We start from the raw sequence: 23372 nt of genomic DNA on the forward strand, positions 1-23372 counted from the left end.
GGGGGCGGTTGATCGATCGTCGCGAATCGGAACGGCGCAGGCGGGTGCGCGGTCGAGAGGCTCTCTCCAATGCTGCAAAAGAGCACTAACGCACGTTGTCTTCGATCCACGCGGCGATCGCCTGTCCGATCGCAGGGCCCGAATCCTCCTGGATGAAGTGCGAGCCTTTGACCGTCACCTCGCGCTGGTTCTTCCATTGCCGGCAGAACTCCCTGACCGGCCCGATCAGGATCGCGCCGGGCTCGGCATTGACGAACAATTTCGGGATATCGTTCTCCGCCATCCAGCGCGCATAGTCGGCGACGATCGCGACGACGTCGGCGGGCTCGCCCGCGATCGGAATCTGCCGCGGCCAGGTCAGCGTCGGCCAGCGGTCCTCCGATTCGAGGAACGGGCGGCGGTACTCGGCCATCTCGACATCCGACAGCTTGCGCAGCACCGAGCCGGGCAGCACCCGCTCGACGAACATGTTGCGCTCCAGGATCAGGCTCTCGCCCTTGTCGGAGCGGAAACCCTGGAAAATCGGCGTGGCCGCCGCACTCCATTCCTCCCAGCCGGCGACCGGGCGCACGATGCCCTCCATATAGGCGATGCCGCGGATGCGATTGCGATGATTGTTGGCCCAGTCGAAACCGAGCGCGGAGCCCCAGTCATGGACGACGAGCACGATCTTCTCCTGCGGAGCGATCACCGCATCGATGAAGGCGGCAAGGTATTTCCGGTGGGTGACGAAGCGATAGGTGTCCGGCCCTGGATTGGGCAGCTTGGCGGAATCGCCCATGCCGATCAGGTCGGGCGCGATCAGCCGGCCGCTGCCTTCGAGCTCGGGCATGACGTCGCGCCAGAGATAGGACGAGGTGGGATTGCCGTGCAGGAACAGGATCGGCGCGCCGCTGCCGCGCTCATGATAGGCCATGCGGCCGTCCAGCACGTCGACGGTCTTCTTGGCGAGCCTCTGTTCGGTCATTGGGCGCTCCCTGCGATCCAGGCTCTCAGCATGCCGCGCCCACGCGCCCGGCGCAAACCGCTCGCGCCCCTCCCGTCCCGCGTCAGCTGCGGCTAAGGTGGAAAGATATCCCTCGCTGCCGGCGGCACCTTCATGACTATCCCGTTTGCGATCACCGACCTGCGGCAGTGCCCGCAATTTTTCGACATCGTCGCACGACGGATCTGGCAGGCCTGGTGGGAGCCGAACGGCTACCCGCTCGATCACATTTCAGTGCGCCTGCGCGACAACATGGCGGACACGCCGATCCCGTTCGCGCTGGTCGCCCACGACGGCGCGGCCTTTCTCGGAACCGCGTCGGTGGTCGCTTCCGACCTGGAACAACGTCCGCAACTTTCGCCGTGGGTTGCGGCGCTCTGGGTCGAGGCCGCGGCGCGCCGACGCGGCGTCGGCGCCGCGCTCGTCCACCGTGCAGCACGCGACTGTCTCGCGCTCGGCGTCGAGCGCGTCTATCTCTGCGCGCGGCCGCGCTTGCGGGATTTCTACAACGGGCTGGGCTGGACGCTGATCGAGCAGGACGTCGGACCGCGCGGCCTCGATGTCTTCAGTTCGCAGCCATGAAGATCGACAGACCAAAGCCGGTCAGATGATGCAGCGCCTGGTCGACGCCGATCAGGGTCCAGAACCACGGATGCTCGTGGTTGATGCCGAGATTCGCCGAGCAAAATCCCTTGGCGCGGTCCACCGTGATGTGGATCAGGAAATCGATCACCGCGACGAACCAGAAGCGCGGCGCGACGATCAGGATCAGCGCCATTGCAACCGCAAGGTGAACCAGGCAGTGCGCCAGGAGCGGCAGCGCCCAGCCCTTCTTCTGATCCTTGCCGAGCGCCATCCAGGAGGTCTGCAGCACGAAATCCGCGATGACGTGCTTGAAGGTCAGCAGCAGCATCCAGCCGATCAGAAGGCCAACCGGGACCGATGACGACATGGGGGGAAAAGACAAAGCTGGCGCCCTCGCTGGCTCGGACCTGAAACGCACGGAAAGACGAGGCGTTCAGCGCTACTCCCGCAGTCCCGGGCCCCATCGGCCGGGTCGGAACCCGTTATGGCATCTCCGGCCGCCGATTGCACCAGTGTGGAACCGGAAAATGGCCGGGTGTGGCCAAACGGCGATAGGCTGCCCGCGGGGACGCTGCTCCGCCACGCCTTAACGTTACCGGCGTCGCCGGTTTGCAATCCGCAACCACGACGATATCATTGGCCTCGCAAATTATCTTTCTTTTTTAGGCATTTAGATTTCCCGTCGGGCGTGCCGTGCAGGCCTTCTGCGGCAAAATGTCCCCTACCCTGGGCGAAGGGCCATGAGCGCTGAAGACCGGATGTCCTCGGCAGAACAGCCTCCCCCGCGTTCGCTGGCCGTCAAAAGCAACCGCCGGCAGGTGCTGCTGTTCGTGCTGGCAACGCTGGTGCTCACGCTCGCCACCGTCGGCGGCGGCCGCGTCCTGCTGCGCAATTCCGAGACGCTGACCTTTGCGGTCGGCAATCCCGGGAGCGAGGAGGCGCGGTTCGCCGCAAAGCTTGCCGCCGTGCTCAAGAGCGCCTCCTCGCGGCTGCGGCTGAAGATCGCCTTCAACGCCGACAACGCCAAGGCGCTGGCGCAGTTCGACCGCAGGCAGGCCGATCTCGCAGTGCTGCGCACCGACGCCTGGATTCCGCCGCGGGCGCGGGCGCTCGCGATCCTCGAGCACGATCTGGTGCTTTTGCTCGGCCCCGGAACCAAGAAGATCAAGTCGCTTTCCGACCTGAAGAAGATCCGGAAGATCGCCGTGCTCGGCGACGGCGACAGCAACCTCGCCCTCATCCGCAACATCCTCGACCTGAGGGACGCGCCCGAGATCGCCGCGCGGGTGCAGATGGCGCCGGCCGGCGCGACACTGGACAAGCTGCTCGCCCCGGCCAGCGGCTTCGGCGCGGTGATCGTGATCGCGCATGCCTCAAAGGTGATGAACGACAAGAGCTACGAGCAGTTTGCCAGGCGCGGCGGCTTCACGCTGAACGCGATCGACGAGACCAAGGCGCTGACGCGCAAGATCCCGGGCCTTTCCGAGGAGACGGTATCGACCGGCATGCTGTCGTCGTCGCCGGAAATTCCCGACGACGAACTCGACACCATCGGCGTGCAGTGGCTGTTGGTGGCGCAATCCCGGATGTCGACGTCAACCGCTGGCGAGCTTGCGCGCCTGATCTACGAGAACAAGGCGGAGCTTGCGCTCGACGACGGCTTTGCCTCACGGATCGAGCCGGCCGCGACCGACAAGGACGCCTTCATCGTCGCGCATCAGGGCGCTGCCGAATACATCAACGACGACACCAAGTCGTTCATGGACCGCTACAGCGACATGCTGTATCTCGGCGCCGCCGCGCTGAGCATCATCGGCTCGATCTTCGCGACGATCTACACCAAGGTGACGCGCATCGCGCCCGAGAAGGCCGGCGAGCTGGCGACGCGGATCCTGACCATCGGCGAGAAGATCGAGCACGCCAGGACGCTCGATGCGGTGGAGGAGCTGCAGGACGAGCTCGAAGACATCCTGCGCGGCGCGGTGATCGGCTTGCGGGACGGCACGATCTCGAGCGACGGGCTCGAGACGTTCAAGCTCGGCTATGAGCTCGTGCGCGACGAGATCGGCATGCGGCGCGATCACATCAAGCGCCATGCCGGCGAGGCGGCAGGCTGCGACGATGCGGCCCAAGGCGGCGAATACCAAGACGGCCCACACCAAGGCCGCGAACAGCAGGGCCCCGAAGACCAGCACGACGCCAGCCATGACGGCAATATCGTGGTCGTGAAGAAAGCGCAGAGCGCCTGACCCTTACTCCGCGGCGGCCTTCGGCGCGTCGCCTTGCGCGCGCGCCCTGATCTGGGCGATGGCGCGTTTCAGCGCGGCCTGCCGCGGATCGGGCATGATCGCGGCGCGCGCCTCTGCGATCGCCGACCCGAGATCGACCAGCGGCAGGGCGCCGTCGAAGGTCGGCTTGACGAGCCCGTCGATGATCGCATGCCAGTCGGCAAGCCCCTGGCGGTAACGGTCGCCAAAACCCTGCACCATGGTCGCGGTCTCGACGATCGCGCCCGCGGCGCCCGGCTGCTTGATCAGCGCGCGCGAGATCATGTGCAGCCAGCGCTCGACCCAGACGCGCTCCTCGCCATAGCGGATCGAGAACATGCGCCAGCGCCGCAGCCACGCCTCGATCCTGAGCCGGCGGATGCCCCAACGACTTTGGGTACTGAAGGGAATCGAGACCTGCTTGTGCAGCCAGCCGAGCATGCCGAGCACCGTGAGCACGGGCGCGGCGGCCACCGCCGGCAGCGCATCGACCAGCTCGTCGAAACGGAAACGGTGGACATCGCGCGAGCGCATCTGGCCGCCGCTTGCCTCGAACCCGGCGAGCTTGAGCTGCGCGATCCGGATCGCGTCCTGGTAGCTCATGCGTTCCGCCATCAGCCGCGCGATCTCGCAGAACATCGGGCCGTCGACGCCCTGCCGGCCGATGAAGCGCCGCAGGCGCTCGACGTAGAGATGGGCATAGCGCGCGCCCTGATAATCCATCAGGCAGCGGATGCCGTCTGCGACGATTGCGGCCGCACCGATGGGCAGGCCGTCCGGCAGGGCCGGCGGCGTATGGTCCTGCTCCTCGAGGAAATCGGCGAACAGGTAGCGAAGCGAAGCCAGCAATCCGTCGTCCGACACGGGCGCTTCCTAACGTTGCCAGTGCGGTGGTTCAGAAATCCCCTTCATCGTTCGCGAGTCCTCAAAGGGAATTTCGAAAACCAGACCACACCCGAATCAAGCTTTCTAGTGTCCTTTCGAACCCGAGGTTCGCAAGGGGGCCCGCGGCAGGGAGATGCGAACTCCGGATTCGGGACACTAGGCGGGATTGGCGGCCGGAACCGAGGTCGCCGTCTGCTGCGCCAGCCGCTGCTCTAGCCTGTCGATGTTCTCGAACAGGCGGGTTGTCATAAGCTTGAGGAAATAAAAACCGAACGCCGGATTCTGCACGTACAGCTGCTCGACCTGATCGTAGCTGACGCTCAGGATGACGCCTGTCTGAATGCATTCCAGCGTCTGGGTTCGCAGATTCGACGGCGACAGCATGCCGAACTCGCCGACGATGGCGCCGACCGGCAATTCGATGCCGGATTCCACCAGCCGATAACGGCCGCTGACGATGTAGTACATGCTGTCGGCCTTCTCGTCCTTGTAGAACAGGACCTCGCCGGCCGTGCATTTGCGCTCGGTCATGAACGGCTTCAGCCATTCCATCGACAGGTCGCTGCTGACCGATTTCTTGACGTTGCGGACGAGCTGCAGCATCTGGTGCAGCCGGTAGGTGTTGAGCGGCAACAGCACCGAATGCAGGATCAGCGTCGCATAATTGTGGGTCGGGATCGCGGTCGTGATCAGGATGATGTTGGTCAGGATGCCGAACACCCGGAGCGGGATCATGGTCCGCATCGACAGCGTCGCCACCACGAAGATCGAGGCGAAGAAGCTGCCGGCAGCGCCGGCGTGTTCTGCGAGATGTGAGGTGTCCATGGGGCCAACCAAAGCGTCTGGAAAAGCCGGCACGCCGGCCTGTTCCGGCGCGCCCCTTATCATAATGTCCGCAGGTCGTTTTGATATACGCGGAAAAAGCAACGTTTTGTGCGGGATTTGCTCTATTCCGTCAAATTCGCGTTTCCGGGCCGGCCTGTCCCGCCCCGGCGAACCGGACCACGCTGCAGAGCGAAAGAAGCGACCCGCCGCGCCGATAACGTTGTTTTGCGGCCGTCGTTGACGGCCTGCCGTCGCCCGGGGCACCTTGTCGAAAAGGCCGCCACGGCCGCTTTCACCCCCAAGGCCACGCCGCCCGGATGCCCAAACCCATCGCCTTCCCCGCGCTTTCCCAGTTCGTGGCAGCGACCGCCGGCCGCAACATGACCAAGGCGGCCTACGCGGCGATCGCGATCGGCGTGCTGACGATGGCGCTGCTCACCGTCAACCCGGCCTATGAGGCCGCCCACCACTGGGTCGATGCGGTGCTGTGGGCCTGCCTCGCCTTCTTCGTCTTCGAGTGGCTGGTGCGGATCCGTCATGCCCTGCGCGCCGGAGTGATGCCTGGCTATCTGCTCTCGCTGCGCGGGCTGGTCGATGCCGTCTGCGCGCTGGCCATTCCGCTGGCGCTCGCGCTCGGCGCCGACCCCAGGACGGCGTGGCTGCTCGCGGTGCTCTGGATGGTCAAGGTGATCCCGGGCATTCCGGGCCTGCGGCAGCTGCGGCGGGTGATCGTGGTTGAATCGGGCCCGCTGCTCAGCGTGCTCGTGATCTTCCTGATGGTGCTGTTCCTGGCTTCCGTCGCGGTCTATTTCCTCGAGCGCGACGTGCAGCCGGCGACCTTCGGCAACGTGCCGGCCGCGCTGTGGTGGGCGGTCGTGACGCTGACCACGACCGGCTATGGCGACGTGGTGCCGATCACCCCGCTCGGGCGGATAGTGGCGGCGCTGGTCATGATCTCCGGCCTCGGCGTGTTCGGGCTGTGGACCGGCATTCTCGCCACCGGCTTTGCCGCCGAAACGCGGCGCGACAATTTCCTCAAGACCTGGGAATCGGTGAGCAAGGTGCCGTTCTTCGCCTCGCTCGGCCCCTCGGCGATCGCCGACGTCACCCACATGCTGCGCACCATGGACCTGCCGGCGCGCACCATGATCATCCGCAAGGGCCAGCAGGGCGACTGCATGTATTTCATTGCCTCCGGCGAGGTCGAGGTCGACCTGCCCGGCAAGAAGGTCCAGCTCGGCGACGGCGCCTTCTTCGGCGAGATGGCGCTGCTCGGCAACAATCTGCGCTCGGCCAATATCACGACCACGCGGGTGTCGCGCCTGCTCGTGCTCGACCTCGTCGACTTCCGCCTGTTGATGGCGCGCCACCCCGACCTCGCCGAGACCATCGATGCCGAGGCCAAGCGCCGCGCACTGGAGAACAAGTGATGGCGGCGCCGTCGGACGCAGATGCGGCGACCCCGCCGCTGCTGGAAGTAAGCGGCGCGGTGGCTACCATCCGCCTCAACCGGCCGCGTCATCTCAACCGGCTCGAAGCCGAAGACCTCGACGTGCTGACGCGTCACTTCGCGCGGATCGAGTCCGATCCCGCGATCCGGGTCCTCGTCCTCACCGGCACGGGCCGTGCCTTCAGCGCCGGCTACGACCTGAACTCGGTCGCCGCGCGGGCGACGAGCTCCGTCGAGCAGCAGAGCGCGGGCTCGGCCTTCGAGGTCGTGGTCAACCACCTGGAGGATCTCGGCGTGCCGACCATCTGCCGGCTCAATGGCGGGGTCTATGGCGGCTCGACCGACCTCGCGCTGGCCTGCGATTTCCGCATCGGCGTCGACACCGCCGAGATGTTCATGCCGGCGGCGCGGCTCGGCCTGCACTATTACAGGAGCGGCATTTCGCGCTACGTGTCGCGGCTCGGTGCCGACAACGCCAGGCGGCTGTTCCTCACCGCCGAGAAGATCGGCGCGCCCGAGATGCTGCGGATCGGCTACCTCACGTCGATGGTGCCGCTCGAGGCGCTCGACGAGGAGGTCGAGCGGCTCGCGACGCAGCTGGCTGGCAACGCGCCGAATGCGATGCGCGGCATGAAGCGGACCATCAACGAGATCGCGCGCGGCAAGCTCGACGAGGCCGCGGCCGACCGCCGGGCGATCGAGAGCATGCGCGGCGAGGAGATCAAGGAAGGCATTCGCGCATTTGCCGAGAAGCGCCCGCCGAAGTTCTAGCGCTGTCCACCCTCCCCTCTGGAGGGGAATTATATATTTGAAAAGTACAGCAAGAATGGATTTTCTATCGACTGCCGATTTTTTCGCACGGGAAGGTATCCTGCAGGCCCCATAGGAGCAGGAGAGCGACCAACATATCGCCTTTCGCTGCCCGCTTGTCGGCTGACCTGAGCATTATGTGTTCGGTTTGGTCAGTGGTCATTGCGAGGTTTTCGGGCATGCAGAACGCCGGTTGGCCGCCATGGCTTTTCATCCACGCATTATAAGCCATCAGGCCGCCCTTTACGCCATCAAGGTACAGCTGATTAAAGTTGCGAAACGCCTCATTCTTTGGATTTGCGATAGGAATCCAGGCGCACATCGGCGGCAGCAACAGGAGCTGCCGCAAGCGCCAAAAAGCACGCCGACAATATCCACTTGTTCATCCGTTTCCTCGCTTTGCGGCGGCGTCTTTGCCAGGCAGCGCAAGGCACTACCCGTCCACAAACGTCACGGCTTCGTCCAGGCTCGCGCGCGAGGTGCGGTAGCTGTTGACGAGACGCGCGTGGTCGGCATAGCCGAACGAGATGCCGCAGACCACGCAGCGATCATCGCCAAGGCCGAAGTGCTTGCGGATCAGCGCCGAGTGATGCGCCAGTGCGGCCTGCGGGATGGTGCCGAGCCCGAGCGCCTGCGCGGCCAGCATGAAATTGCCGACATAGCCGCCGCAATCAATCGCGCCGTAGACGCCGAGCGCCTCGTCGGTATGGATGATCGCAACATGCGGGGCGCCGAAGAAATTGTAGTTCTCCAGCGCCTGCCGCGCATAGGCCGCCTTGTCACCACGGGGAATCCCGAGCGTGTTGTAGAGCTGGAAGCCGCTTTCGCGCCGGCGCGCCAGATAGACGCCGCGATATTCGCGCGGCGGCGGGAAATCGAACTCGGCGTGCGCGCCGGAGGCTGCTTCAGCATGGATCAGCTTGCGGAAGCGCTCCTTCGCCTCGCCGCTCGCGATGATCACCTGCCAGGGCTGGCTGTTGCACCACGACGCCGTGCGCTGCGCCACCTTGAGCACGCGCTCGATGGTGGCGCGCGGCACTTCCTGCGGCTTGAACGCGCGCACCGAATAGCGCTCGTTCAGGAGCTCTTCGAGCACGCCGACACGGTCCTCGTTGGTGTAGCGCGGCTTCGGCGCCATAGCGGCGGCATCGGTCATGGTAAGCGCCCTTCTTTCTACTTGCCTCCCCCTGCAAGGGGGAGGTCGGCGCGACCCCGGCGATGCGAAGCATCATCCGACGCGCCGGGTGGTCAATTTTGTCTCTGGTGCAAGACCCCCTCCCCAACCCTCCCCCTTTCAGGGGGAGGGGAACGGAGAGAGGCTGCACTGCGTCTAGCGTCCCTTGGTCGGAATCTTGTTGAAGGGCACGTCCTTGTCGACCCTGACGTCGCCGGGCAGCCCCAGCACCCGTTCGGCGATGATGTTGCGCAGGATCTCGTCGGTGCCGCCGGCGATCCGCATCGAGGGCGAGGAGAGCAGCATCTGCTGGAACTGGCCGCGCGCCTGCTCTTCCGCCTCGCCGGTGAGCACGCCGGCCGCGCCTTCCAGGTCCATCGCGTAGGTCGCGATATCCTGCAGCATGGTGCCCGCGACCAGCTTGCCGATCGAATTCTCCGGCCCCGGACGTTCTCCCTTGGACAGCGCGGAGATGGCGCGATAGCTGGTATATTTCAGCCCGCTCGCCTTCACCGCCCAGTTCGCGAGCCTCGCACGCACGGCGGGATCGTCGATCGCGAGCCCGTCCTCGGTCATCAGGCTGGAGCAGAACGCGAACATCTCGGGGAAGCCGGTGGCAAGCCGCGCGCCGATCGACATGCGCTCGTTCATCAGCGTGGTCAGGGACACATTCCAGCCGTCGCCGACGGCCCCTAACCGCTGGCTGTCCGGAATGACGACGTCGGTGAAATAGACCTCGTTGAACTCCTGCATGCCGTTGGCCTGCCTGATCGGCCGCACTTCCACGCCCTTGCTCTTCATGTCGAGGAAGAACATGGTCAGCCCCTTGTGCTTGGGCACATTGGGATCGGTGCGCGCGATCAGGAGGCCATAGTCCGAATAATGCGCGCCCGAGGTCCAGATCTTCTGGCCGTTGACGATCCAGCTATCGCCCTTTTTCTCGGCGCGGGTGCGAAGGCCCGCAACGTCGGAGCCGGCGGCCGGCTCGGAGAACAGCTGACACCAGATGTGTTCGCCGGAGGCGAGCTTCGGCAGATAGTGGCGCTTGTGCTCCTCGTTGCCATAGGCCATCACGGTGGGCCCGCACATGCCTTCGCCGATCTGGAACGGCTGGGTCAGCTTGCCGTAGACGCCCTCCTCCTGCTGCCAGATCACGCGCTCGATCGGCGATGCCCCGCGCCCGCCATAGTCCTTCGGCCAGTGCAGGCAGGCCCAGCCGCCCTCAAACTTCTTCTTCTGCCAGTCCTTGCCGACCTCGACGATGTCTTGGTTCTGCAGGCGGATGCGCCCGAGCGACGATTTTGAAAGCTCCGCCTCCAGCGCCTTCGGCGCGTTGGCGGCGATCCATTTGCGCGCGGTTGCACGGAACTCGGCTTCCTGCGGAGTGTCGTCGAAGTTCATGGCGTTTCCCTCACGTATCTCCTGTAGGGTGGGTTAGCCCAACGGGTCCGCGCAAAGCGCGGCCCGATGACAGGCTCCGGCGTAACCCACCACGTCTATCGAGCAATCCGGGCTCGGTGGGTTACGCTTCGCTAACCCACCCTACGATTCCGATCCTTCGGACCATCCCGGAATGACGTCACGCTCTTCCCTTCGTCGGCACCTGGTTGAACGGCACGTCCTTGTCGACCCTGACATCGCCGGGCAGCCCCAGCACGCGCTCGGCGATGATGTTGCGCATGATCTCGTCGGTGCCGCCCTCGACCCGGGTGCCGGGCGCGCGCAGCAGCATTGCCTGGAACTTGCCGGCGAGTTCGGCCTCCGGCCCGCTCAGCACGCCCGCCGCGCCCTCAAGGTCGAGCGCATACATCGCGATCTCCTGGATCATCGATCCCGCCACCAGCTTGCCGATGGAATTTTCCGGTCCCGGCCGCTCACCGCGCGACAGCGCCGAGATGGCGCGGAAACTGGTGTGTTTCAGGCCGCTCGCCTTCACCGCCCAGTTCGCCAGCCTCGCACGCACATTGCGGTCGTCGAGTGCAGGTCCGTCATCGAGCATCAGGCCGGAGCAGAACTCGAACAATTCGGGAAAGCCGGTCGCCACGCCCGCACCGATCGACATGCGCTCGTTCATCAGCGTGGTCAGCGCGACGTTCCAGCCGTCGTTGACCGCACCCAGCCGCTGGCTGTCCGGGATTTTCACGTCGGTGAAATAGACCTCGTTGAATTCGGACTGCCCGTTGGCCTGCTTGATCGGCTTGATCTCGACGCCTTTGCTCTTCATGTCCAGGAAGAACATGGTGAGGCCCTTGTGCTTGGGCACGGTCGGATCGGTGCGCGTCAAGAGGATGCCATAGTCGGAATAATGCGCGCCGGAGGTCCAGATCTTCTGGCCGTTGACGATCCAGTCGTCGCCTTGTCTCTCGGCCCGGGTGCGAAGCCCGGCAACGTCGGAGCCGCCGGCCGGCTCCGAGAACAGCTGGCACCAGATCTTCTCGCCAGAGGCGAGCGGCGGCAGATATTTTCGCTTCTGGTCTTCGGCGGCGAATGCCATCATAGTCGGCCCGCACATGCCGTGGCCGATGATGAACATCGCGCTTAGCTTGCCGAAAGCGCCCTCCTCCTGCTGCCAGATCACGCGCTCGATCGGCGAAGCGCCGCGGCCGCCATATTCCTTTGGCCAGTGCAGGCAGGCCCAGCCGCTATCGGCTTTCTTCTTCTGCCAGGCCTTTGCGACGTCGAGGACGTTGGCGCCCTTGAGCTGCGTGCGGCCGAGCGAGGCCTTGCGCAGCTCCTCCTCATATTGTTTCGGCGCATTTGCCGCGATCCAGGCGCGCGCTTGCTCGCGAAACGCGGCTTCCTGCGGGGTGTCGTCGAAATTCATGACGCTTCCTCGTTTGTAGGGTGGGTTAGCCGAAGGCGTAACCCACCACCTCTGTCGCGCTTCGTTGCAAGCAAGGTGGGTTACGCTGCGCTAACCCACCCTACGACATTACCGAGTAGGGTGGGCTAAGCGAAGCGAGCCCACCATCTGAGTATGACGCGGTGGGCAACGCTGCGCGATGTCCACCCTACGGACTTTTCGACTTACGCCGCGTTCTTCTTGCGCATGCAGTCGATCAGCGCGTCCTCCCAATAGGACTGGCTGCCGAGCGACAGCGCCAGCGCGCCTGCGCGGCGATAATACAGGTGGCAGTCGAACTCCCAGGTGAAGCCCATGCCGCCATGGACCTGGATGTTGTTCTTGGCGCAGTGATGGAACGCCTGGGTCGCGCTGATGCGCGCCGCGGCTGCGGCTTCCGGCAATTCCGACGCGTTGGTCGAGAGCGCCCACGCGCCGTAATAGCAGTTGGAGCGCGCCAGCGTCGCCGCGACATACATGTCGGCGAGCATGTGCTTCACGGCCTGGAACGAGCCGATCGGCCGGCCGAAGGCGATGCGATCGAGCGCGTAGTCGCGGCCCATTTCCAGCGCACGGTCGGCGCCGCCGACCTGCTCGAAAGCTGTGAGCACCGCGGCGCGGTCGAGCACGCGGGTCAGAATGCTCCAGCCTTCGCTGGCGGGACCGAGCGGCTCGGCCTTGCAGTTCCTGAAGGTGAGCTCAGCCTGCTCGCGGGAGGGATCGAGGTTGGTCAGCACCTTGGCCTCGACGCCACCGCCCTTCATGTCGACCAGAAAGAGCGAGACATCGGTCTCCCGCCCGCTTGAACCCGTGCGCGCGGCAACGATGGCGAAATCGGCGATCGCACCGTCCGGGACGGGCTTCTTCACGCCGTTGAGCATGCCGCCGGACGCGGCGAGCTTGACGCCTTGCGGCGACGGATTGCCCTTGCCCTCGAACAGCGCCAGCGTGCCGATCGCCTCGCCGGCAGCGATCTTCGGCAGCCACTGCTTCTTCTGCCCGTCGGAGCCTGCAAGCAGGAGCGCTTCAGCGGCAAGATAGACGGTGGAGGAGAACGGCACCGGGGCAAGCGCGCGGCCCATTTCCTCGGCGATCACGCAGAGCTCGAGATGGCCGGCGCCAGCGCCGCCATATCCTTCCGGGATCGCAACGCCGAGAAAGCCCATCTCGGCGAGCCCCTTCCACAGCTCACGGTCATAAGCCGCCTTGCCCTCGAGCACGGCGCGCACCGCCTTGGGCGGACATTTTTCGGCAAGGAATTTCCGTGCCTGGTCACGCAGCTGCTTCTGATCATCGGAGAAATCGAAATTCATGGCTGCTTACCTTTACTGGCTGTCATTGCGGGGCGGTCCCCGCTTTCGCGGGACGACAGTAACTACCTTGGCGCCATGCGGATCGCGCCGTCGAGGCGGATGGTCTCGCCGTTGAGCATCGGGTTCTCGACGATGTGGACTGCGAGCGCGCCGTATTCGGCGGCGTCGCCAAGCCGCGACGGATGCGGCACCTGCGCGCCCAGGCTCTTGCGCGCCTCCTCGCTCAGGCCCATCAGGAGCGGCGTGAAGAACAGGCCGGGCGCGATGGTGTTGACGCGGATCTTCTGGCTCGCGAGATCGCGCGCCGCCGGCAGCGTCAGCCCGACCACGCCGCCTTTCGAGGCCGCATAGGCGATCTGGCCGATCTGACCCTCATAGGCCGCGACGCTCGCGGTGTTGACGATGACGCCACGCTCTTCCCCGATCGGCTCGGCGGTGACGAGGCGCTCGGCGAACAGGCGCAGGCAGTTGAACGTGCCGATCAGATTGACGTTGATGATGCGCGCGAATTTGGCGAGCGGATAGACGCCGTCCTTGCCGACGATGCGTTGCGAACCGCCGATGCCGGCGCAGTTCATCAGGACGCGCGCGACGCCGTGGGCGCCCTCGGCCTTCGCAATCGCGGCCTTGACCTGCTCCTCGTCGGTGACGTCGGCATGAAGGGCAACACCCTTCACCTCAGTCGCGACCTTCTCGGCGTTTTCCTTGCTCTGGTCGAGCACGCCGATCTTCGCGCCCTTGGCGGCCATGGCGCGGGCGGTCGCGGCGCCAAGCCCCGAACCGCCACCGGTGATGAGAACGGCTACGTCTTTCAGCTGCATCGTAGGAACCTCTCCTTGGGCGTTTCTATTGTCGGGCGTTTTCTATTGGCGAATGGCGAACAGGGAGCAGCGAACAGGAGCGATGCCCCTTCGCTATTCGCTGCTCACTGTTCGCTTTTCCAATTCGCTACTCGCTCTCTCCTGCAGCAGGCCGCCGCAGATCAAGGCTTCCATGTGGCCGATGTACTGCCGGCAGACCTCGTCGGTCACCGGGCCGACGCCGGTGGCGCGCGACATCGCGTGCCGGCCGAAGAACAGGTGATCGCAGGCGCCGATCAGGCTGGTGTAGAACAGCACCGGATCGATGGCGCGGAATTCGCCGGCGGCAATGCCTTCGGCGAGCAGCCGGCGGTGGAAATCGAGCAGGGGCGCGACGAAGAATTTTGAAACTTCGTTCGCGGCGTCGGCGCTGGTCTCGTGCAGCAGATAATGGATCAGCCGGTTCATGTAGGGAAACCGGTGGTAGGCCCGGATGATGCCGGCAATGTGCAGGCGCAGCTTCGCCGTCGGCGCGATCGGCTGCGCCAGCAGGTATTCGAGACCGGCGATCTCGTTGGCTGCATCGCGCGCCAGCAGCGCCAGCAACAGTCCGTCCTTGTTGCCAAAGTGATATTTCACCAGCGCGGCGTTGACACCGGACTTCTGCGCGATGTCGGAAAGCGAGATCTCGATCGAGGAGCGCTCGATCATCAGACCGCTCGCCGCGACCAGGAGTTTTTCGGCCGTCGGGTTCTTGGCCGACGGAAGCCTGGCCGGCGCGATGGTATTGGGGTGAGGTGTCATCACACTCTGCCGCAGGAAATCGGGCCGCACATAAGCCCATGCCGGGGTCGCACTCAAGAGTTAATTGAATGATTGACTAAATTATCGACCATCCGCTAAACCCGTGTCCGACAATCCATCCAGAACAGGCAAGGGAGATCGGGAAATGGCCGAGGCTTACATCGTTGCCGCCGCGCGCACGGCAGGCGGCCGCAAGGGAGGACGTCTGGCAGGCTGGCATCCGGCCGACCTCGCCGCGACCGTGCTGGATGCGCTGGTCGAGCGCTCCGGCGCCGCACCCGATCAGATCGAGGACGTGATCATGGGCTGCGTGATGCAGGCCGGCGAGCAGTCCAACAACATCGCCCGCAACGCGATCATGGCCTCGAAACTGCCGGAGAGCGTGCCCGGCACCTCGATCGACCGGCAGTGCGGCTCCTCGCAGCAGGCGCTGCATTTCGCGGCGCAGGCGGTGATGAGCGGCACCATGGACGTCGTGATCGCCGCCGGCGTGGAATCGATGACGCGGGTGCCGATGGGATTGGCCTCGCAACTTCCGGCCAAGAACGGCTTCGGCCACTACAAGAGCCCCGGTATCGAGCAGCGCTATCCGAACATCGTGTTCAGCCAGTTCACCGGCGCGGAGATGATGGCGGAGAAGTACGGCCTCTCAAGGAACGAGCTCGACGAATATTCCTACAACAGCCATCAGCGCGCGATCGCGGCGACCCAAGCCGGCCATTTCAAGAACGAGATCGTGCCGGTGCCGATCAAGCTGGCGGATGGCTCAACCGATACCCATACCGTCGACGAGGGCATCCGCTTCGACGTCAGCCTCGACGGCATCAAGGGCGTCAAGCTGATCGCCGAGAACGGCAAGCTGACGGCGGCAAGCGCCAGCCAGATCTGCGACGGCGCCTCCGGCGTCGTGGTCGTCAACGAGCGCGGCCTCAAAGCCCTCGGCGCCAAGCCGCTCGCGCGCATCCATCACCTCACCATGATGGGCGGCGATCCCGTGATCATGCTGGACGCGCCGCTGCACGCCACCGAGCGCGCACTGAGAAAGGCCGGCATGAAGATCGGCGACATCGACCTGTTCGAGGTCAACGAGGCCTTTGCCTCGGTGCCGACCGCCTGGCTCAAGACAACAGGCGCCGATCCGGCGCGGCTCAACGTCAATGGCGGCGCGATCGCGCTCGGCCACCCGCTCGGCGGCTCCGGCACCAAGCTGATGACGACGCTGGTCAACGCGCTGAAGCAGCGCAACAAGCGCTACGGCCTGCAGACCATGTGCGAAGGCGGCGGCATGGCAAATGTGACGATCGTCGAGAGGCTGTAGCACGTTCTTACCCTCTCCCCGCCTGCGGGGAGAGGGTGGTTGGAATGAGCGAAGCGAAATTCGAACCGGGTGAGGGGCACTCGCCACGGATTGAAGTTGCAGGAAATCCCCCTCACCCGGAGCCGTCGCTGCGCTCCGCCTCCGACCTCTCCCCGCAAGCGGGGAGAGGTGAAAGAAGCAGTACGCTTGAGGACCGATGACCCACCCTTCCATCCACGCCCGCAAGAGCCCCGACAAGGTCGCCTACCGGATGGCCGGAACCGGCAAGGCGATCACCTATCGCGAGCTCGACGAGCTCTCGAACCAGGGCGCGCATCTGTTCCGTTCGCTCGGCCTGAAGGCGGGCGACCACGTCGCGCTTCTGATGGAGAACCGCCTCGCCTTCATGGAGATCTGCTGGGCGGCGCAGCGCGCAGGCCTCTACTACACCGCGATCAGCCGCTACCTGACGCAGGAGGAGATCGCCTATATCGTCAAGGATTGCGGCGCGAGGATCGTGATCACGACGCCGAAATGCGCCGAACAGGTGAAGGGCCTGATCAAGGGGGAGCCGGGCGAGCCGCTGTTCTTCATGATGGACCAGCCTCTCGCCGGTTTCCGCTCCTATGATGCGGAAGCCATCGTGCAGCCGACCACGCCGATCGCAGACGAGGTCGCGGGCTACGACATGCTGTATTCGTCCGGCACGACTGGCCGGCCCAAGGGCATCAAGCGGGAATTCCAGGGCAACCGCATCGATGAGCCGAACCCGTTCCTGAAGATTCTCTGCGCCGACATGTGCGGCATGGGCGAAGACAGCATCTATCTGTCGCCGGCGCCGCTCTATCACGCGGCTCCCTTGCGCTTCAACATGATGGCGACCATCCTCGGCGGCACCTCCGTCATCATGGAGTCCTTCGACGCCGAGGAATTCCTGAAACTCGTCGAAAGACACAAGGTGACGCAGTCGCAGCTCGTGCCGACTATGTTCGTGCGCATGCTGAAGCTGCCCGACGAGGTGCGCAACCGCTACGACGTCTCCTCGCTGAAGGGCGCGATCCATGCCGCAGCGCCCTGCCCGGTCGAGGTCAAGGCGAAGATGATCGACTGGTGGGGGCCGATCCTGATCGAGTATTACGCCGGCTCCGAAGGCAACGGCGTCACCGTCTGCACCGCGCAGCAATGGCTTGACCATCGCGGCTCGGTCGGTCGCGCCGTGGTCGGCAAGATCAAGATCCTCGACGAGAACGACGAGGAGCGGCCGACGGGCGAGATCGGCACGGTCTATTTCGCGGACGCGCCGGCCTTCACCTATCACAACGATCCCGAGAAGACGAAGCGCGCCTATAACGCGAAAGGCTGGTCGACGCTCGGCGACGTCGGCTATCTCGATAAGGACGGCTTCCTCTATCTCACCGACCGCAAGTCCTACATGATCATCTCCGGCGGGGTGAACATCTATCCGCAGGAGACCGAGGACGTGCTGATCACCCACCCTGATGTCGCCGACGTCGCGGTGTTCGGCGTGCCGAACGAGGAGATGGGTGAAGAGGTCAAGGCGGTGGTGCAGCCGCACGACATGGCAAAGGCCGGCAAGGAACTCGAGGCCGAGCTGATCGCGTTCTGCCGCAGCCACCTGTCGCCGATCAAATGCCCACGCTCGATCGATTTCGAGGCGGAGCTGCCGCGCACGCCGACGGGCAAGCTGGTGAAGCGCCATCTGCGCGACCGCTATTGGCCGAAGACGGCGAAGGTGCAAACATCGTAGGGTGGGCAAAGGCGCATAGCGCCGTGCCCACCGATCCAAAGCGAACGGAATGGGGGGCACGCTTCGCTTTGCCTACCCGACAGGCTGGCCGAAAAAGGCTGCGAGGGTGTAGCGTGCGGCCCTCATCCTGAGGAGCGCGCCCTTGCGCGCGTCTCGAAGGATGAGGAATACCTTGGCCTCATGATTCGAGACGGCGCTGACGCGCCTCCTCACCATGAGGATCGGAGCGCAACGATGACCCCGACTCTCCCTCCGATCCCGCTTCCCCCTTCGATCCGCTCCCGCTATGTCGAAGACATCAACGGGTTGCGCATGCATGTGCTGGAGGCGGGTTTTGAAAGCAAAGGCCGGCCGTGCCTGTTGCTGCTGCACGGTTTTCCGGAACTGGCCTATAGCTGGCGCAAGGTGATGCCGGCGCTCGCGGAAGCCGGCTATCACGTGATCGCGCCGGACCAGCGCGGCTATGGCCGCACCACCGGTTGGCAGGCGGACTATGATGGCGACCTCCACCCGTTCCGGCTCACCAACCTTGTGCGCGACGCGCTCGGGCTCGTCTCCGCATTCGGCTATCGCCAGGTCGATGCGGTGATCGGCCATGATTTCGGCAGCCCGGTCGCCGCCTGGTGCGCGCTGATCCGGCCCGACGTGTTTCGCGCGGTCGTGATGATGAGCGCGCCGTTCGGCGGACCGCCATCATTGCCGTTCAACACCGCTGACGCGCCGACAAGGCCGCAAGCCGAAGACCCGGTGCATCGCGCGCTCGCCACGCTGCCGCGGCCGCGCAAGCACTACCATTGGTACTATTCGACGCGCGAGGCGAACGCGGACATGCATCGCGCGCCGCAGGGCGTGCATGATTTCCTGCGCGCCTACTACCACCACAAGAGCGCGGACTGGAAAGCCAACAAGCCCCATCCGCTGAAAGCATGGTCGGCGGAAGAACTCGCAACACTGCCGACCTACTACGTGATGGACCTTGCGAAGACGATGCCCGAAACCGTGGCGGAGGAAATGCCCGATCCTGCCGTGATCGCCGCCAACCGCTGGCTGCCCGACGACGAGCTTGCCTTCTACAGCAGCGAATATACGCGCACCGGCTTCCAGGGCGGCCTGCAATGGTATCGCTGCGGCACCTCGGGCGCCTTCAATGCCGAGCTGCAGACCTGGTCCGGCAGGACCATCGATGTGCCGTCGTGCTTCATCTCGGGCAAGCAGGACTGGGGCACCTATCAGCGGCCGGGCGTATTCGAGGCAATGCAGACGCGCGCATGCACGGCCATGATCGGCTACCATCTGGTCGATGGCGCGGGCCACTGGGTGCAGCAGGAGCAGCCGGCCAAGGTCAGCCTGCTGCTGCTTGACTTCCTGCGAAAGGCGACAGCGGCACGCTAGCCGCAAGCCGCGACCTGACCTCGTTCACGGACAGCTGCCGCCTGAGTTTCGAGGGGACGGGGGCCGCCGCCCGGCTCCCCGTTCACAACTATTCGAAGCCGCTGGGATTGCCGCGCGAACGGTTTGACCGGTTCAGCCAGAGCCCCTATATAGTTTAGAACTATTCTAATTCTAAATTAGCTTGGAAAGCCCTGGCCGTGAAGAATTTCTCCGACCTGACCGAACGCGAAGTGCTGGCGGTTGCGATCTCCTCGGAAGAGGAAGACAGCCGCATCTATATGAGCTTCGCTGAGGACCTTGCGGAACGCTACCCCGATACCGCGAAAGTGTTCGAGGAGATGGCCGAGGAGGAGCGCGGGCACCGGCATCGGCTGCTCGAACTCTATCAGGAGCGCTTCGGGCCGCATCTGCCGCCGATCCGGCGTGAAGACGTCAAAGGCTTCCTGCGCCGGCGCCCGATCTGGCTGACGAAGAACCTGTCGCTCGACACCATCCGGAAAGAAGTCGAGACGATGGAGCTGCAGGCCGAGCGCTTCTACGCCAAAGCGGCCGAGAAGGCGGAGGACGTCGGCGTCCGCCGGCTGCTCGGCGACCTCGCCGAGGAGGAGAAGGGCCACGAGCGGCTCGCGGTGAAACTCACCGGCGAGATCCTCAAGCCCGACGTCCGCGCCGAGGAGGACCGCACGCGGCGGCGGATGTTCGTGCTGCAATATGTCCAGCCGGGCCTCGCCGGCCTGATGGACGGCTCGGTGTCGACACTCGCGCCGCTGTTTGCGGCGGCATTCGCGACCCATCACAACTGGCAGACCTTCGTCGTCGGCCTTGCCGCCTCGATCGGCGCCGGCATCAGCATGGGCTTTGCCGAAGCCTTATCCGACGACGGTTCGCTCACCGGCCGCGGCTCGCCCTGGCTGCGCGGGCTGACCTGCGGCCTGATGACCACGCTTGGCGGCCTTGGCCACACCCTGCCCTATCTGGTGCCGGATTCCTGGGCCAACGCGTTCTGGATCGCGACCGCAATTGCAGGCGTCGTCGTGTTCTTCGAGCTGTGGGCGATCGCCTACATCCGCGCGCGCTACATGGATACGCCGTTCCTGCAGGCGGTATTCCAGATCGTGCTCGGCGGCGTCATCGTGCTCGGGGTCGGCATCCTGATCGGCGCGGCATAAACCCACGGCGCGGCCATGGCGAACCGCCGTTCGAGTTACCGTCTCGCCGGACTTGCTGCCTGCGCCGGGCTTGCGCTCGCGCAGCCCGCAAAGGCGACCGACGAGATCCAGGTCTATAATGCCGGCATCGCCGCGGTCGGCCAGTTCACCTATCAGCAGCATCTGAACTACATTCCGCTCGGCGTGAGGGAGCCGCCGTTTCCAGGCGGCCTCGTCTCCAACCACAGCCTCAACGGCACGCCCGAATTCGCCTATGGCGTCACCGACTGGTGGGAGCTCGGGCTCTATCTGCCCTTCTCGGTGCAGAACGAACGGTTCTATTCCGACGCATTCAAGCTCCGCACGCTGTTCGTGGTGCCGCACGCCGACCAGCGCAACTTCTTCTATGGCGTCAATCTCGAGCTCAGCAACGAGACACCGCCCTTTGCCCAGACGCGCTGGGCCATGGAGATCAGGCCGATCATCGGCGTTCGCAACATGCGGTATGAATTCATCGTCAACCCGATCGTCGACATCGGCTTCGGCCGGTTCGGCGAGGCCGACTTCGCGCCGGCGGCGCGGCTTGCCCGCAAGTTCGGCGAGGACCTCTATGCCGGTTTCGAATATTACGGCGACTTCGGCAAGATCGGCGACTTCAAGGCGGTCTCCGAGCAGCAGCACACCCTGTTCGCGGTGACCGACTTCAAGCTCGGCGTCGTCGACGTGAATTTCGGCGTCGGTTATGGCCTGACCCCGTCTTCCGACCGCTGGGTCGTCAAGACCATCCTCGGATATGCCTTTCCGGTGCCCGGCAGCAGCACCAGCGAACGCACCGCGAGCGGACCGGTCAACCCGATGTCACGGTCGACACAGCGGACCTGGTGACTGCACGGTCAGGCGATAATTTTTTCGTGTAGCAACCGCGATCAAGCCGCATCTTGCCCGCTCGCGCCAAACTGATCATCATTCACTGGCATCGGGAAACGGAAAGCGGGGGTCGTCTTGGCCAAGTCACAATGGAGTTTTGCAACCGCGGTCGAATTGTCGGCGGCCCTGAAGGCGAGAAAAGCCTCCGCCGTCGAGCTGGCGCAGGACGCGATCGCCCGCATCGAGCGCCATGACGGCAAGATCAATGCGATCTGCGTGCGTGATTTCGACCGTGCGCTGGAGGCGGCGCGCGCTGCGGACGCCGCGCTGGCACGCGGCGAGAACAAGCCGCTGCTCGGCATCCCCCTGACCGTGAAGGAATCCTACAACGTCGCGGGGCTGCACACGACCTGGGGCTTCGTGCCGCAAAAGGATTTCATCGCGAAGGAGGACGCGCTCGCGATCGTCAGGGTCAAGGAGGCCGGCGGCGTGATCCTCGGCAAGACCAACGTGCCGGTCGGGCTTGGCGACTGGCAGAGCTACAACGACATCTACGGCACCACCAACAACCCGTTCGATCTCGGCCGCACGCCGGGCGGCTCGTCCGGCGGATCGTCGGCCGCGCTTGCCGCAGGTTATGGCCCGCTGTCGCTCGGCTCCGATATCGGCGGCTCGTTGCGCGTGCCGGCGTTTCATTGCGGCGTCTATGCGCACAAGCCGACGTTCGCCCTGGTGCCGAGCCGCGGCCACACGCCGCCGCCGCTGCCGCCGTTGCCGTTCGATCGCGATCTCGCAGTGACCGGGCCGATGGCGCGCTGCGCCGCCGACCTTTCGCCTCTGCTTGACGTGATGGCGGCGCCGGACCCGCTCGAGGCCGGCAAGGCCTATTCGCTGGCCCTGCCGCCGCCGCGGCATGCCGCGCTGAAGGACTTCCGCATCCTGCTCATCGACAGCGATCCTCTCCTGCCGACCGACAAGGACATCCGTGCCGGCATCGAGAACCTGGCAACCACCCTCGTCCAGGCCGGCGCGTATGTGGCGCGGCAGAGCCCGCTGTTGCCGGATTTCGCGGCCTCATCGCGGCTCTATATGCGGCTTCTGATGTCGCTGCTGAGCGCGAGCTTCCCGCCGGAAATCTACGCCGGCGCACAGGCTTCCGCCGCGCAGCTTGCAGCCGACGACATGAGCCTGCGCGCGGAACGTCTCCGCGGCATCGCGCTCAGCCATCGTGACTGGGTGGCTGCGAGCGGCGGCCGCACACGGCTGCGCGCGCAATGGCGCGAGCTTTTCAAGAGCTTCGACGCCGTGATCTGTCCCATCATGCCGACGCCAGCCTATCCGCACGATCATTCGCAGGACCAGGAGCAGCGCCGCATCATGATCGACGGCGAGGCCCATTCCTATCCTGACCAGCTAGCGTGGCCCGGCATCGCGACGCTGCCCGGCCTGCCAGCGACCGCAATCCCGCTCGGGCTATCGCGCGGGGGACTGCCGATCGGCGTGCAGATCGTCGGCCCATGGCTCGAGGACCGCACGCCGCTCAAGCTTGCCGAACTGATCGAGCGCGAAGTCGGCGGCTTCATTGCGCCGCCGATGTTCGATGACTAACTTGCTCGCCAAGGCGCGGCGCGGCATCCCGGCAGTTCTGCTGCCAGCTGCTGACATGATTTCGGCTGCGCCGCATCGAAGGTCAACGGGAGCAACCCATGGACAAGGACATCAGCGAGCTGACGCAGCTCAACACCGACTACGTCAACTCGGTGCAGAATTCGGACGTCAGGCGCTTCGACGAAATCCTTGCGCAGGACTTTTATTGCACCAATCCCGACAAGACGCTGGTCGACCGCGCCGCCTTCCTGAAGCAGACCGCGATCCCGGTGAAGATCCGGAATCTGAAGGCCGAAGACGTCAAGATCCGCGTGCTCGGCGACTTCGCGATCATTCACGCCTCCACCAGCTACACGATGCCTGACGGCGAGCGGGCCTCCGGCCGCTACACCGACTGCTGGGCGAGGCAGAACGGAAAGTGGCTCGCGGTGTCAGCGCACGTGGCGCGGTGAGGACAGGTTGTCATTGCCGGGCTTGACCCGGCAATCCATCATTGAAGGCAAGACGTCCTGGAAGCTGGATGGATGCCCGGGTCAAGCCCGGGCATGACAA

The 23372-nt window shown here is 65.0% G+C and carries 22 protein-coding genes; 11 read left to right on the plus strand and 11 right to left on the minus strand.

The genetic code is table 11. The features are described 5' to 3' along the window. Window positions 1-85: 85 nt before the first annotated feature. Entirely contained in the window at window positions 86-967 is an 882-nt protein-coding gene (locus tag QOU61_RS34540; RefSeq protein WP_289655640.1) for a haloalkane dehalogenase, read from the minus strand. Between the two features lie 132 nt (window positions 968-1099). Between QOU61_RS34540 and QOU61_RS34545 the strand changes: the two genes are divergently transcribed. Then, window positions 1100-1567 (plus strand): GNAT family N-acetyltransferase, encoded by a 468-nt coding sequence (locus QOU61_RS34545; protein ID WP_289655641.1) that lies wholly within the window; start codon window positions 1100-1102, stop codon window positions 1565-1567. Here QOU61_RS34545 and QOU61_RS34550 read toward each other — a convergent pair. Next, the gene (locus QOU61_RS34550; RefSeq protein ID WP_289662045.1) at window positions 1551-1898 is read right to left on the minus strand and encodes a DUF3307 domain-containing protein; all 348 of its coding nucleotides are present in this window, start codon (window positions 1896-1898) and stop codon (window positions 1551-1553) included. The two genes, QOU61_RS34545 and QOU61_RS34550, sit on opposite strands and share 17 nt — an antisense overlap. Before the next feature lie 412 nt (window positions 1899-2310). On the opposite strand from QOU61_RS34550, the gene QOU61_RS34555 reads away from it, so the two are divergent. Beyond that, window positions 2311-3819, plus strand: a complete 1509-nt coding sequence (locus tag QOU61_RS34555; RefSeq protein WP_289655642.1) for a TAXI family TRAP transporter solute-binding subunit — start codon at window positions 2311-2313, stop codon at window positions 3817-3819. 3 nt (window positions 3820-3822) lie between these two features. Here the strand turns inward: QOU61_RS34555 and QOU61_RS34560 are convergent, their stop codons facing one another. After that, window positions 3823-4701 (minus strand): DUF6537 domain-containing protein, encoded by an 879-nt coding sequence (locus QOU61_RS34560; RefSeq protein WP_289655643.1) that lies wholly within the window; start codon window positions 4699-4701, stop codon window positions 3823-3825. Window positions 4702-4878: 177 nt separating this feature from the next. Then, window positions 4879-5547 (minus strand): Crp/Fnr family transcriptional regulator, encoded by a 669-nt coding sequence (locus tag QOU61_RS34565; RefSeq protein WP_289655644.1) that lies wholly within the window; start codon window positions 5545-5547, stop codon window positions 4879-4881. Window positions 5548-5864: 317 nt separating this feature from the next. Here QOU61_RS34565 and QOU61_RS34570 point away from each other — a divergent pair, with 317 nt between their 5' ends. Beyond that, complete coding sequence (locus tag QOU61_RS34570; protein ID WP_289655645.1) at window positions 5865-6977, plus strand: cyclic nucleotide-gated ion channel; 1113 nt, start codon at window positions 5865-5867, stop codon at window positions 6975-6977. Beyond that, the gene (locus QOU61_RS34575; protein WP_289655646.1) at window positions 6977-7768 is read left to right on the plus strand and encodes an enoyl-CoA hydratase/isomerase family protein; all 792 of its coding nucleotides are present in this window, start codon (window positions 6977-6979) and stop codon (window positions 7766-7768) included. Before QOU61_RS34570 ends, QOU61_RS34575 begins: the two co-directional genes overlap by 1 nt. A 64-nt stretch (window positions 7769-7832) precedes the next feature. Here the strand turns inward: QOU61_RS34575 and QOU61_RS34580 are convergent, their stop codons facing one another. The 7 genes from QOU61_RS34580 to QOU61_RS34610 all read right to left on the minus strand — a co-directional run bounded on the left by QOU61_RS34580 (window position 7833) and on the right by QOU61_RS34610 (window position 14740). Continuing rightward, window positions 7833-8141, minus strand: coding sequence for a hypothetical protein (locus QOU61_RS34580; RefSeq protein ID WP_289655647.1), 309 nt, complete (start codon window positions 8139-8141; stop codon window positions 7833-7835). Between the two features lie 99 nt (window positions 8142-8240). Beyond that, window positions 8241-8963 carry a nitroreductase gene (locus QOU61_RS34585; protein ID WP_289655648.1) on the minus strand — a complete coding sequence of 241 codons (723 nt, stop codon included), beginning with the start codon at window positions 8961-8963 and terminating at the stop codon, window positions 8241-8243. 174 nt (window positions 8964-9137) lie between these two features. Continuing rightward, complete coding sequence (locus QOU61_RS34590; protein ID WP_289655649.1) at window positions 9138-10382, minus strand: acyl-CoA dehydrogenase; 1245 nt, start codon at window positions 10380-10382, stop codon at window positions 9138-9140. Between the two features lie 178 nt (window positions 10383-10560). After that, window positions 10561-11805 (minus strand): acyl-CoA dehydrogenase, encoded by a 1245-nt coding sequence (locus tag QOU61_RS34595; RefSeq protein ID WP_289655650.1) that lies wholly within the window; start codon window positions 11803-11805, stop codon window positions 10561-10563. 203 nt (window positions 11806-12008) lie between these two features. Next, entirely contained in the window at window positions 12009-13136 is a 1128-nt protein-coding gene (locus tag QOU61_RS34600; RefSeq protein WP_289655651.1) for an acyl-CoA dehydrogenase family protein, read from the minus strand. Window positions 13137-13198: 62 nt separating this feature from the next. Next, window positions 13199-13957 carry an SDR family NAD(P)-dependent oxidoreductase gene (locus QOU61_RS34605; protein WP_289655652.1) on the minus strand — a complete coding sequence of 253 codons (759 nt, stop codon included), beginning with the start codon at window positions 13955-13957 and terminating at the stop codon, window positions 13199-13201. 93 nt (window positions 13958-14050) lie between these two features. Beyond that, window positions 14051-14740: a TetR family transcriptional regulator gene (locus QOU61_RS34610; RefSeq protein WP_289655653.1), complete on the minus strand. Its 690-nt coding sequence runs from the start codon at window positions 14738-14740 to the stop codon at window positions 14051-14053. A 145-nt stretch (window positions 14741-14885) separates the two neighbouring features. Between QOU61_RS34610 and QOU61_RS34615 the strand changes: the two genes are divergently transcribed. The 7 genes from QOU61_RS34615 to QOU61_RS34645 all read left to right on the plus strand — a co-directional run bounded on the left by QOU61_RS34615 (window position 14886) and on the right by QOU61_RS34645 (window position 23272). Beyond that, window positions 14886-16058: an acetyl-CoA C-acetyltransferase gene (locus QOU61_RS34615; protein WP_289655654.1), complete on the plus strand. Its 1173-nt coding sequence runs from the start codon at window positions 14886-14888 to the stop codon at window positions 16056-16058. Window positions 16059-16254: 196 nt separating this feature from the next. Next, a complete protein-coding gene (locus tag QOU61_RS34620) occupies window positions 16255-17805 on the plus strand; it encodes an acyl-CoA synthetase (protein ID WP_289655655.1) in 1551 nt (516 codons plus the stop codon). A gap of 234 nt (window positions 17806-18039) precedes the next feature. Further along, window positions 18040-19197: an alpha/beta fold hydrolase gene (locus QOU61_RS34625; protein ID WP_289655656.1), complete on the plus strand. Its 1158-nt coding sequence runs from the start codon at window positions 18040-18042 to the stop codon at window positions 19195-19197. Window positions 19198-19394: 197 nt separating this feature from the next. Continuing rightward, complete coding sequence (mbfA, locus tag QOU61_RS34630) at window positions 19395-20366, plus strand: iron exporter MbfA (protein ID WP_289655657.1); 972 nt, start codon at window positions 19395-19397, stop codon at window positions 20364-20366. Between the two features lie 15 nt (window positions 20367-20381). Continuing rightward, a complete protein-coding gene (locus QOU61_RS34635; RefSeq protein WP_289655658.1) occupies window positions 20382-21230 on the plus strand; it encodes a hypothetical protein in 849 nt (282 codons plus the stop codon). 117 nt (window positions 21231-21347) lie between these two features. Next, complete coding sequence (locus QOU61_RS34640) at window positions 21348-22820, plus strand: amidase (protein ID WP_289655659.1); 1473 nt, start codon at window positions 21348-21350, stop codon at window positions 22818-22820. Between the two features lie 98 nt (window positions 22821-22918). Next, window positions 22919-23272, plus strand: a complete 354-nt coding sequence (locus tag QOU61_RS34645) for a nuclear transport factor 2 family protein (RefSeq protein WP_289655660.1) — start codon at window positions 22919-22921, stop codon at window positions 23270-23272. The last annotated feature ends 100 nt before the right edge of the window (window positions 23273-23372 follow it).

The organism is Bradyrhizobium sp. NP1, from assembly GCF_030378205.1.
GTDB lineage: Bacteria > Pseudomonadota > Alphaproteobacteria > Rhizobiales > Xanthobacteraceae > Bradyrhizobium.

Bases quoted from the DNA above. Each gene is read 5' to 3' on its own strand.
- QOU61_RS34540 (WP_289655640.1), bottom strand. From the start codon at position 967: ATGACCGAACAGAGGCTCGCCAAGAAGACCGTCGACGTGCTGGACGGC.
- QOU61_RS34545 (WP_289655641.1), top strand. From the start codon at position 1,100: ATGACTATCCCGTTTGCGATCACCGACCTGCGGCAGTGCCCGCAATTT.
- QOU61_RS34550 (WP_289662045.1), bottom strand. From the start codon at position 1,898: ATGCTGCTGCTGACCTTCAAGCACGTCATCGCGGATTTCGTGCTGCAG.
- QOU61_RS34555 (WP_289655642.1), top strand. From the start codon at position 2,311: ATGAGCGCTGAAGACCGGATGTCCTCGGCAGAACAGCCTCCCCCGCGT.
- QOU61_RS34565 (WP_289655644.1), bottom strand. From the start codon at position 5,547: ATGGACACCTCACATCTCGCAGAACACGCCGGCGCTGCCGGCAGCTTC.
- QOU61_RS34570 (WP_289655645.1), top strand. From the start codon at position 5,865: ATGCCCAAACCCATCGCCTTCCCCGCGCTTTCCCAGTTCGTGGCAGCG.
- QOU61_RS34575 (WP_289655646.1), top strand. From the start codon at position 6,977: ATGGCGGCGCCGTCGGACGCAGATGCGGCGACCCCGCCGCTGCTGGAA.
- QOU61_RS34585 (WP_289655648.1), bottom strand. From the start codon at position 8,963: ATGACCGATGCCGCCGCTATGGCGCCGAAGCCGCGCTACACCAACGAG.
- QOU61_RS34590 (WP_289655649.1), bottom strand. From the start codon at position 10,382: ATGAACTTCGACGACACTCCGCAGGAAGCCGAGTTCCGTGCAACCGCG.
- QOU61_RS34595 (WP_289655650.1), bottom strand. From the start codon at position 11,805: ATGAATTTCGACGACACCCCGCAGGAAGCCGCGTTTCGCGAGCAAGCG.
- QOU61_RS34600 (WP_289655651.1), bottom strand. From the start codon at position 13,136: ATGAATTTCGATTTCTCCGATGATCAGAAGCAGCTGCGTGACCAGGCA.
- QOU61_RS34605 (WP_289655652.1), bottom strand. From the start codon at position 13,957: ATGCAGCTGAAAGACGTAGCCGTTCTCATCACCGGTGGCGGTTCGGGG.
- QOU61_RS34610 (WP_289655653.1), bottom strand. From the start codon at position 14,740: ATGACACCTCACCCCAATACCATCGCGCCGGCCAGGCTTCCGTCGGCC.
- QOU61_RS34615 (WP_289655654.1), top strand. From the start codon at position 14,886: ATGGCCGAGGCTTACATCGTTGCCGCCGCGCGCACGGCAGGCGGCCGC.
- QOU61_RS34620 (WP_289655655.1), top strand. From the start codon at position 16,255: ATGACCCACCCTTCCATCCACGCCCGCAAGAGCCCCGACAAGGTCGCC.
- QOU61_RS34625 (WP_289655656.1), top strand. From the start codon at position 18,040: ATGACCCCGACTCTCCCTCCGATCCCGCTTCCCCCTTCGATCCGCTCC.
- QOU61_RS34635 (WP_289655658.1), top strand. From the start codon at position 20,382: ATGGCGAACCGCCGTTCGAGTTACCGTCTCGCCGGACTTGCTGCCTGC.
- QOU61_RS34645 (WP_289655660.1), top strand. From the start codon at position 22,919: ATGGACAAGGACATCAGCGAGCTGACGCAGCTCAACACCGACTACGTC.